The organism is Longimicrobium sp. (assembly GCF_036554565.1).
Lineage (GTDB): Bacteria > Gemmatimonadota > Gemmatimonadetes > Longimicrobiales > Longimicrobiaceae > Longimicrobium.
Genome location: NZ_DATBNB010000854.1, coordinates 1 through 9905, shown reverse-complemented (window position 1 = coordinate 9905; position 9905 = coordinate 1). Strand labels below are relative to the sequence as shown.

The following is a 9905-nucleotide window of genomic DNA, read 5'->3' as shown; positions in this document are numbered from 1 at the left end:
GTCGATGAACCAGGGCTCGCCCTCGCGCACCATCACGTTGCGCGACTGGAAGTCGCGGTACAGGAAGTGGCGGGTGTCGGCGCCCAGCAGGAAGGTGGCGAAGCGGCGGAAGTCCTTCTCCAGCCGCGCCTCGTTGAAGGGGATGTGCGCCAGCTTGAGGAAGTGGTACTTGAAGTAGTTCAGGTCCCACAGGATGGACTGCCGGTCGAACGCCGCGCGCGGGTAGGCGACGGAGTAGTCGACCACCTTGCCGCCCTCTACCTGGAAGCGGGGAAGCACCTCCAGGATGCGCCGGTACACGGGCAGCATCTCGGCCGGAAAGTCGGCCTGGGGGTCGGCCTGGCGGGCCTGCGAGACGGCGTCGAACAGGGTGGTCTCGCCCAGGTCCTCCTCTACGTACATCCCGGCCTTCTCGTCCACCGCGTAGATCTCGGGGACGGGGAGGCCGATGCCGTGGAAGGAGCGCGAGAACGAGAGGAAGGCGCGGTTCTCGTCGGGGTCAGGGCCCACGACGCCCACGGCCGTTTCCATGTTCTCGCCCACCAGCCGCACCATCTTGCGCGCCGAGCCGTCGCCCGCGATCTCGAGGATGCTGACCGGCGGGGCGCCGAAGTGCTGCTTGAAGAGCTTGCGAAAGACCTTGTCCACTGCGCTGCCTGTCGTTCGGACCGAAAGGTTGCTGCCTGTCAGGAATGTAACGCAGCAACCACGGTGCCGTCAGATGCAGCCGCGTCAGAACGGCCTCGCACGGCGAGACGAAGAGGAGGGACGGAGAGCCCGTTCTCCGTCCCTCCTCGATCCCATCCGGCCGTCCAGGCGGCTCAGCGCCCCTGGATGCGGTACCGCACCACGTACCCGACGTCGTCGTCGTCCAGCACCATCGCGTACAGCAGGTTGCCTCGCACTACGGGCTGCACGTAGCCGGGGCGCCCCGGCATCTCCACGTGTCCCAGGTACCGGCCGGCCGGGTCGAACACGTCGTATCCTCCCTCCTGGCCCTCGCGCGTGTACGGCCGCACCCACAGGTAGCCCTGGTCGTCCTCGAAGAACCCCTCGAACGCCGGCTTGTGGGCGGGAACCCGCGAGGCATCCACCTTTCCGCCCTGGTCGGTGAACCACTTCAGCCGTGCCAGGGCGGTATCCCGCTCCGCCGCCGTGATCGGCACCGGCTCGTACTGCCGCTCGACGGTGAACACCGTGTCGCCGCGTTCGCCCAGCCGGTGAACGCGGAACGCTTCGCCGGTGCCGATCCACACGCCCCCGCGTGAAACCCGCCAGTCGCGGCTCGGCGCGAACGGCACCGTCACGCTCATCCGCCTCCGGCCGTCGCGAACGATGGTGAAGCTGGCCTGCTCGTACTCCGGGAGTGGAACCGTGTCGGCCTGCTTCAGGCCGGGCCCATAGCGCACCACCGACGGGCGGAAGTCGGCGCCGGGAACGACGTCGTGCAGCCGCCCCCGGCCATCGAAGCCGCCGGGCCAGGGAATCTGCATCATCCCTGATTCGCGCCGATGCGTGGCGAGTACCCTGCCCGCGGTATCGAGAACGGTATACCGGTTGTTGTCGCCGTCCGCCACCCACAGGATGCCATCCGCCGCCCACGACATCCCCATCACGCTCTCGAACTCGCCCGGGCCCGCACCCTTGCGGCCGACCGTGCGCACGTGCCGCCCGTCGCTTCCAAAGACCCGGATCTCCTGCGTGCTCCGGTCGGCCACCCAGACGCGCCCCAGCGGGTCGGCCTGGAGGGCCTGGATTCCGCTGAACATGTCGGGTCCCTCGCCGTCGGCCGTGCCGATGCGAAGCTCTTCGACGAGCGTCCATCCCCCGCCTTTCTTCCACGCGCCCGTCCCGGTGTTGCTGGCGACCACGCGCCCGCCGGGGAGGGTGTCGACGACGAATCCCGTGCTCGCGGACTCTTCCCCGCAGGCGGCGAGAAGGAGGCAGGCGGCACGGGCAACGAATCGACGGATCTTTGGTTCCATGGGTCGGGTCGGCGGTGGAAGAGGGGACTCGCTCAGGCGGGCACGGGCTCGGGCGCCGGCTCGGCAGACGGCGCTGGCGCGGCGGCCTCGGCGTCATGGAGGCGCCTGCGCTCCGGGCCGCGCTCGAAGAGTAGGTAGAGCGCCGGGGTGACGGTGAGGACGAGGACCGTGGAGCTGGCCAGGCCGCCCAGCAGCGAGTATCCGAGCGCATTCCAGATGTTGGCGTCGGCGGCCTCGCTGAACAGCACGAGCGGGAGCAGCCCCAGGATGGTCACCGCGCTGGTCATCAGGATGGGCCTCACCCGTTCCAGCGTGCCGCGCAGGATGGCGTCGCGGAGCGGGAGCCCGGCCGTGGCCCGCACCTGGTTCAGGTGGTCGACCAGGAGGGTGGCGTTGTTGGTGACCACGCCGCCCATCATGATCACCCCGATGAAGGCTTCGCGGGTGAAGCTGGCGCCGGAAAAGAAGAAAACCATGAACACGCCGATCAGCGCCATGGGCACCGTCAGCAGCACGCACAGCGGCTGGCGCAGCGACTCGAAGAGCGCGGCGGTGACCATGAAGACCAGGACCAGGGAGATGCCCAGCACCCCGTAGATCTGCGTGCGCTCGTCGTCGGACCACTTCCACTCTTCGCGCCCCACCAGCGTGTAGCCGGCGGGAAGGCGGGTGGCCTTGATGACCGCCTCGTGCACCTTGTCGCCCAGCTTGGCGGGCCCGCGGAATTCGTAGCTCACCGTGCGCTGGTACTGCTGGTCTTCGCGGATGATGCGGCTGAGCACCTCGCGCTCGTCCACCCGCGCCACGTCGCGCACCCGCACCGCGGCGCCGCCGGGGGCGGGGACCAGCAGGTCGCGCAGCTGCTGCACGTCCATGCGCTGGTGCCCGTCGAGCGCCACGCTGAAGGCCATCTCCTCGTCGCCCAGCCGCAGGAAGCCGCGCTGCCCGTTGCGCCCCACCGCCGCGCTCACCCGCTGCACCACCTCGGTCGAGGTAACGCCGTGCGCCGCCAGCGCCTGCCGGTTCACCCGCAGCACCACCTCGGTGGCCTTGTCCTGCTGGTACCACGCCCCCGACGAGTTGGTGTCGACGTCCTGGATGCGTGTGAAGCGCTGGAGCCGGGTGCCCAGGTCGTCCGCGATCCGCCGCACCTGCTCGTAGTTGTATCCCAGCACCTTGATGCTGTAGTTGGGCGGCGACGCGCCCCCGCCGTAGAAGGAGGGGCCGTAGCCGTACACCCGCACCTCGGCCCCGCCGTACTGGTGGCTGTACGCCTCCAGCTGCTCCTTGATGGAGACGGGGATGGACGTTTCCTGCAGCGAGTCGGGAAAGTCTACCCGCATCTGCGCGGCCTGCGGGTAGACGTAGGTGGTGAAGCGGGATACCTCGGGCATGGCCTTCAGCCGCTGCTCGAAGTACTTCACCAGGTCGTCGGTGCGCTCCAGCTCCTCGCCGCGCGGAAGGCCGAAGTTGATGCTGATGTACGATTCCTGGTTCCACCAGGGCTGCCACACCGTCCCGCGGGTGACGTACTTGTCGAACAGGTGAAAGCTGCCCCCCAGCATGAGCAGCGAGGCCACGACGGCCAGCCAGGGGCGGCGCAGCGTGGCCGAGACCGCCGACGCGTACAGCCGCTCGTACGGCGGGCGCCGCGTGGAAACCTCGCGCTCGCGGATGGTGCGGACGCGCGATTCCAGCAGCCGCCCCGCGAGCGCCGGGGTAAAGGTGAAGGTGACGAAGAGCGAGGCCAGGTTGGTGAAGCCCACCACGATGGCCAGCGGCACGTAGAAGAGCCGCACCTCGCCCTGCAGGTACACGAAGGGGATGAAGACGATGATGGTGGTCAGCGTGGCCGCCAGCACGGGAAGCACCATCTCGCCCGCCCCGCGCTCGGCGGCGGCGCGGGCGTCCGGGGCGGTGCGCGCGTGTCGGTACACGTTCTCCAGCACCACGACGGCGTTGTCGATGATCAGCCCGAAGCCCATCGCCAGCCCCATCAGCGTCAGCACGTTCAGCGTCAGCCCGCCGAAGTACAGCAGGTTGAGGGTGATGAGGGCCGAGAAGGCGATGCTGGCGAAGACGATGGCGGCCGAGCGGAACGAGCGCAGGAAGAGGAAGAGCACCACGAACACGATGAGCGCCGACGAGACGGCGCGGCCGCGCAGGTCCGTCAGCTGGGTGCGGACGGCCTCGCTTTCGTCGTCGTCCAGGATCAGCCGGGCGCCGCCGGGAAGCCGCCGTTCGGTGAGCGCCGCCTGGGCCTTCACCGCGTCGGCCACCTTCACCACGTTGCTGCCGATCTGCTTGACCACCTGGAACGAGACCGCCGGCTGCCCGTCGATGCGGTACAGGCTGCGCGGCTCCTCGTAGGTGTCGCGGATGACGGCCACGTCCTGCAGCCGGACGACGCGCCCGCGGTCCGTCAGCAGGGCCAGGCGGCGCAGGCGCTCGGCGGAGCCGGCGTACTCGCGGATGGCGAGCGTGTACCGCATTCCCGCGCGCTCCACCGCGCCGGCCTCGCGCACGTCCTCGGCCTCCGCCACACGCTCCCGCACCTGCTCGGGGGACAATCCCAGCGCCAGGATGCGCCGCTCGTCCAGCGCGATCTCCAGCACCCGCTGCCGCCCGCCGAAGCCCTGCACGTCGGCCACGCCCTCCACCTGGCGCAGCTCGGGTGCCACCGTTTCGTCCAGCACCGTGCGCAGCGCCTCGGCGGTGAGCGGCCCGGTGATGGTATAGCGGAGGAACGGGCGGTTCTGCTCCTGGAACTCTTCGGGGACGTACGGCTCCACCACCGGCCGGCCGGCCTCCTCGGGAAGGCTCTCGTCGAGCGCGGCCAGCCGCTCGCCCAGGTCCATCCGCGCGAAGTTCATGTCGGCGCTGCGCGCGAACTCCACCTCGATCGTGCCGCGCCCCTCCTCCGAGGTGCTGGTGACCGTTTCCACCCCGCGCACCTGCTGCACGGCGGCTTCCACCGGCGAGGTGAGGAACGCCTCGGTGACCTCGGGCGAGGCGCCGGGCCAGCTGACGGTGACGCGAAGCCGGGGGAGCTGCGTATCGGGGAGCAGCTCCAGGGGCACGTTCAGCCACGACGCCACGCCCAGCAGGGCGAGCGCCGCATACGCCATGGCGACGGCGACCGGACGGCGGATGGAAAAGCGGATCATCGCGGGTCAGCCACGCGTGCGTTCACGGCCTGAAGCGGTAGACGCGGACGAACTCCACCCCGTCTTCGTCCGTCCAGCGGGCGACGACGTGGTTGGCGGAAATGTCCAGCGGCTCGGCGCGCGGCGGCAGCGTGAGCGATCCCGCCAGCCTGCCGTCTTCATCGTGCACCGCCCAGTGCGAGCCCGCCGCGTCGTCGCGCTCGCGCACCCACAGCCGGCCCTCGGAATCCACGTGCAGCGCCGAAAAGGCGGGATGGGTCTCGGGGAACGGCATCTCCGCGAGAAACGTCTCCAGGGCGGCGCCGGGGACCGGGCCTCCGGAGCCGACGCGTTCGCGCCAGGCCCGGCGATACTCGTCCTTCTCCCGGTCGCTCACCTTCCGCGGGGCGGCCGCTCGGCGGACCAGGCGCCGGAGCCTGCCGTCGTCGCCATAGCCGCCGACTTCGTACCGCTCGTTGTCCCCGATCCAGACGCGGTCATCGCCCACCGCCGTCAGCGTGCTGCGGGCGAACGGCGCCGGGCTGCGCACCGCGCCCTGGGCTGAACCCCAGGTGATACGTTCCGGGCCGGGGATGGTCATCATCCTGCGGACGGCGCCGCCGGGTGAGGCATGCCAGATCCGCATCGAGTCGCGCCTGGGTGCCGGCGACAGCGTGAATACCGTGCTCGACCCATCCAGAAGCACGACGGAGTTGTCGGCCAGCACGCCAGCGAGTTCGACGTTCGGTCCGAAGCTGTCCGCGGGAACCGTCCAGTACCCCTGCAGTCCGGCGTCCGCACCGAATGTCGAAAGGCGCAGGCTGGTGGCGTCCCAAGCATGCACGCGTCCGCCGGGGCCGGCGGCGAGCCCCGCAAGCGACAGGAACTCGCCCGGCCCGCCGCCGTCCCGCCCCGCCGAGCGGACGTGCCTGCCCGCCGCATCGTACCAGCGGAGCTCGTTGCTCCCGCTGTTGGCGACCACGACTCCGCCGTCGGGCAGCCGCAGGGCGCCGCGTACGTCGTGAAGCATGTATTCGGGCGCGCCGTCCACCTCGCCAATGCTGATTACCGGTTCGGCCTCGAGGGCCCAGGCGCTGGGCTCTATGCCGGTGCCCGTATTCTGAACTTGGATTCCCGCGCTGTCGTACGACACGTACTTCCCGGCGCCGGATTCATGCTGGCAGGCGGCTGGAACACCCAGAAGAAGGGTGAGCGACAGACGAATCCAGTTCGTCGGTTGTTTCCGATGTTGCATGCTCGGGTTGCACAGCAAGGCTGGAGAGGGGGCCGCACGGGTTTACCTCGATCGGTCCAGCTTAGTTCACAACGACTTCGATCTTGCAGCAAAGGTTGTTCGGGCCGCAGGTTCCACCACAGGTTTCTCCCTGGTTGCTCAAACCGTAAGCGTACACGGAGGAAGTTTCGCCAGGCGTCGAGAAGATGCCCGTCGCCACGATCGCGAGGCCAAGGCTTCCCGACAGCAATGCGAGGCGCTTCTTGTTGATGGTCATCGTAGCTCCTTGATGTTGATGAAGTTAAATGAATCACGGCCCCCTCGGCCAGCCAGCAGCGGTTCGATTGTCGGCTCGAGCTTTTCAATGAGTTCGCTCGTGTCGGCCAGCATCACGACTTTCCGCACGCGCGTCCCTTCCAACAGATGGACTCCGCTGCCGCGTCGTCCGCGGAAGGTGCGCTCGAAGCGGCGCCGATCGACGACGATCATGGAGCCGTTTACGCGGTGCCGGATCAAAAACGCACGCCCCCACTCGGGATGCTCGCCTACGTACAATACCGTGAGTGGAACACCAGAGCCGTAGCGCCTCTGAAACCGCCGGACCTGGTCGGCGCCGGTGGCGCACTTCAGATAGTCTTCTGGCCGTAGTACCCAGACCACGCGCAGGCCTTCTCCTGCCGGAACGCCCGCGATCGCCGGGAAGGTGTCGCCCGGCTTGAGTGAATCACCGGCGGTTCGGCCGCAAGCGGCCATCGCAAGGAGCCAGGCGAAAACGAACGGCGTTCTGCTCATCGGCGAAGCCGGGCACGAGACCAGATGTTCGGCGTGGGAGAGCCGGGCTTCACGAAGTAGAACCAGCCATTCGCCTGGTCCACAGTAATCAGGTATGGTGAATCGACGACTTCGAACAGGCGCGATCCGTCCCGGCGAAGGCCAAGGAGCCTCCACCTTGGCTCAGTCCCGACCCGGTCCTGATACTGCACGATCAGTGTATCGTCAGAAGCCCAGAATACATTGGAGATCAACGAGAAGGACCCGATCCATTCGCGCGCACCCACGATCCCGTTCTTCTGGGAGGGGAGCGGGGATTCGCTGGACAGGCGCCTGTAGAACCGTGAGGGCATCGGCACCTGCCCACGCGGGTTCCCCTGGAGGTCGAAGAAGTAGATGGTGTCGCGGAGAGAGAACGTTGCGGCGATGACGTCGCCCCGGCGGTCGGCGCTGACGAATCCCGCAGTGTTTGCCGCAAGCCGTTGCACCTCACTGGGAAGAGTGGGTGCAAAGAAGCTGCGCCGCACCGTGCTGCCAGCCAAGCTCCACACGTGCAAACGCGAAGGTGCGGCCTCGCCTGAAGATCCGGCGACCTGTCCCCCGAGAAGCACGAGTGAGTCGTCGAGCAGCAAGGCCGAATGAAGCGGTCCCACGGGAGTCCGGAAGGTGCGCAGGACCGCGCTGCCGGCTTGGTCGAACTCGGCGCCTCGCGCATAGGTGTCGAAAGCCAGGATGGTACCTGAAGCTCGCCGGATCGCTGCCCTCGGGAACTGGAATTCCTTCGGCCCGTCGCCTTTTCGGCCGAAGTACCCGCGCAGCCGACCTTCCGGGCTATACTGACGTATCTGCGCTTCCTGCTCATCCCACACCAGAAATCCCCCGTGTGGATCCACGGCGGCGTATGGAAGGACGTTCAACACCTTCTCGTTCTCTTCCAACTCGATCGCGCCGTGCCACTCCACAACCTCGTCGAGCGCGTTGCCCCTCGGCGTTTGTGGGGTCGCGGAGCGCTGCGCGTTCCGGTCTCCGCACGCACAGATGCTCGCGACGACGCCGCAGACGATCATTCGACCAATCCAGGATCGTACGCGAGCGGCGCGTGAGGCGCAGTTCCACTTAGCGGTTGAGACGATGCCCATCGTGCTGAACCCGGACGGTTGAGACTCTGCCAAAAACTCCCCGTAAAAGTATGGAACCGGCTGATCGCTCGCGCAAGCATTTTCTGACCCATACGAACCGACGCGCGCTGAGTTGAGGTAGGCGCCGCCGGTGGCCGCTCTCCCGACGTCGGCGGCCCCCAACCGGATCGATCTTTCTCAATCCCCCGCCGCCACGCCGGCGGGGAAGGGGATCGCCGCCTCGGCCGGCTTGCGCCCGAACGCCGCGCCGATGCGCTCGCCCAGCTCGTCCAGCACGTCGTACGCGACGGGGATCACCACCAGCGTCAGCGCCGTGGCCGAGAGCAGCCCCCCGAAGACGGCGATGGCCAGCGGCGCCTGCAGCTCCGCGCCCGGGCCCAGGGCGAGCGCCATCGGCAGCAGCCCCAGCATGGCGGTGATGGTGTTCATCACGATGGGCCGCATCCGCGCGTGCCCGGCGGCGAAGATGGCGTCGCGGCGGCTCATCCCCTCGCGGCGCATCTGGTTGATGAAATCCACCTTGACGACCGCGTCGTTGTCCACGATCCCCACCAGGATCACCATGCCGATCAGGCTCATGGTGTTGATCCCCGCGCCGGTCACCCACAGCGCGAGGGTGGAGCCGACGGCGGCCAGCGGCACGGCGAGGAGGACGATGAAGGGAAGGAGCAGCGACTCGAACTCCGCCGCCAGCAGCATGTACACGAGGACGAGGGCCAGGAGGAAGGCGAAGGCCAGCCCGCGGAAGCCGCGGCGCATCTCCTCGTTCTCGCCCCCGATTTCCACCCGCAGGCCGTGCGGCGCGGGCGCGGCGCCCAGCGCCGCACGCACCCGCTCCACGGCCGCGTCTACCCCGCCCGTGGCGACGTCGGCGTGCACCACCACCATGCGCCCCTGCTCCAGGCGGCGGATCTCGCTGGGCCCGGCGGCGTCGTACACGCGCACCACCTCGCGCAGCGGCACCCCGTCCACGCGAAGCTCCTCGAGGGTGGCGGCGGAGCGGCGCTCGGCGTCGGGAAGGCGGACGACGATGGGCACCTTGCGGTCGAACTCCACCAGGTCGGTCGCCGTCGACCCCTTCATGTAGCCTTCCACCGTCTCCGCGATCTTGCGCGGGTCCACCCCGAAGGCGGCGGCGCGTTCGCGATCGATCTCCACGCGCATCTCGGGCTGCCCCATGTCGCTGCCCACGCGCACGTTGGCCAGCGTGGGCTCCGCCGCCAGCCGCCGCTGCACCCGCGCCGCGTAGGCCATCGCCGAATCCAGGTTCTCGCCCCGCACGCGCACCGCCAGGTCTGCCTCGCCGCCGCCCATCAGCTTGCCGAGCGCCGTGGCCTGCCCGAACTCCGCCGTCACGCTGCCGGGGGGAAACTTCGCCAGCCCCGGGCGCAGCCGCTCCAGCGTGGCGGCCGTGCCCTCGTTGCTCTTCAAACGCACGTCGAGGACGGCGGTGTTCAGCCCGCTCTCGCGGTCGTCCATCCCCGCGACCGCCAGTTGCCGGCCCACGCGGGTGAAGGCGGCGGCCACGGCGGGGTCCGCGCGCAGCGTGCGCTCCAGCCGGGCGCTCTCGTCGGCCGTGCGGTCCAGCGGCGTGCCCTGCGGCAGCTCCATCCGCAGGCGGAAGGCGCCC

7 protein-coding genes and 1 pseudogene are annotated in these 9905 nt (G+C 69.0%); all 8 read right to left on the bottom strand.

The features are described from left to right. Window positions 1-648 (bottom strand): annotated as a pseudogene (locus VIB55_RS24080) (phosphotransferase enzyme family protein); the annotation flags it as partial. A gap of 173 nt (window positions 649-821) precedes the next feature. After that, window positions 822-1985 carry a 6-bladed beta-propeller gene (locus VIB55_RS24075; protein WP_331879229.1) on the bottom strand — a complete coding sequence of 388 codons (1164 nt, stop codon included), beginning with the start codon at window positions 1983-1985 and terminating at the stop codon, window positions 822-824. Between the two features lie 32 nt (window positions 1986-2017). Further along, entirely contained in the window at window positions 2018-5152 is a 3135-nt protein-coding gene (locus tag VIB55_RS24070; protein WP_331879228.1) for an efflux RND transporter permease subunit, read from the bottom strand. A 22-nt stretch (window positions 5153-5174) separates the two neighbouring features. After that, window positions 5175-6284 carry a hypothetical protein gene (locus VIB55_RS24065; RefSeq protein ID WP_331879227.1) on the bottom strand — a complete coding sequence of 370 codons (1110 nt, stop codon included), beginning with the start codon at window positions 6282-6284 and terminating at the stop codon, window positions 5175-5177. Window positions 6285-6447: 163 nt separating this feature from the next. Next, window positions 6448-6642, bottom strand: coding sequence for a hypothetical protein (locus VIB55_RS24060; protein ID WP_331879226.1), 195 nt, complete (start codon window positions 6640-6642; stop codon window positions 6448-6450). Further along, a complete protein-coding gene (locus VIB55_RS24055; protein WP_331879224.1) occupies window positions 6639-7157 on the bottom strand; it encodes a hypothetical protein in 519 nt (172 codons plus the stop codon). The genes VIB55_RS24060 and VIB55_RS24055 overlap by 4 nt, the downstream gene beginning before the upstream one ends. Beyond that, the gene (locus tag VIB55_RS24050) at window positions 7154-8203 is read right to left on the bottom strand and encodes a hypothetical protein (RefSeq protein ID WP_331879223.1); all 1050 of its coding nucleotides are present in this window, start codon (window positions 8201-8203) and stop codon (window positions 7154-7156) included. The genes VIB55_RS24055 and VIB55_RS24050 overlap by 4 nt, the downstream gene beginning before the upstream one ends. A 249-nt stretch (window positions 8204-8452) precedes the next feature. Next, window positions 8453-9905: efflux RND transporter permease subunit (locus tag VIB55_RS24045; RefSeq protein ID WP_331879222.1), on the bottom strand; the 1453-nt coding region annotated here is incomplete at its 5' end.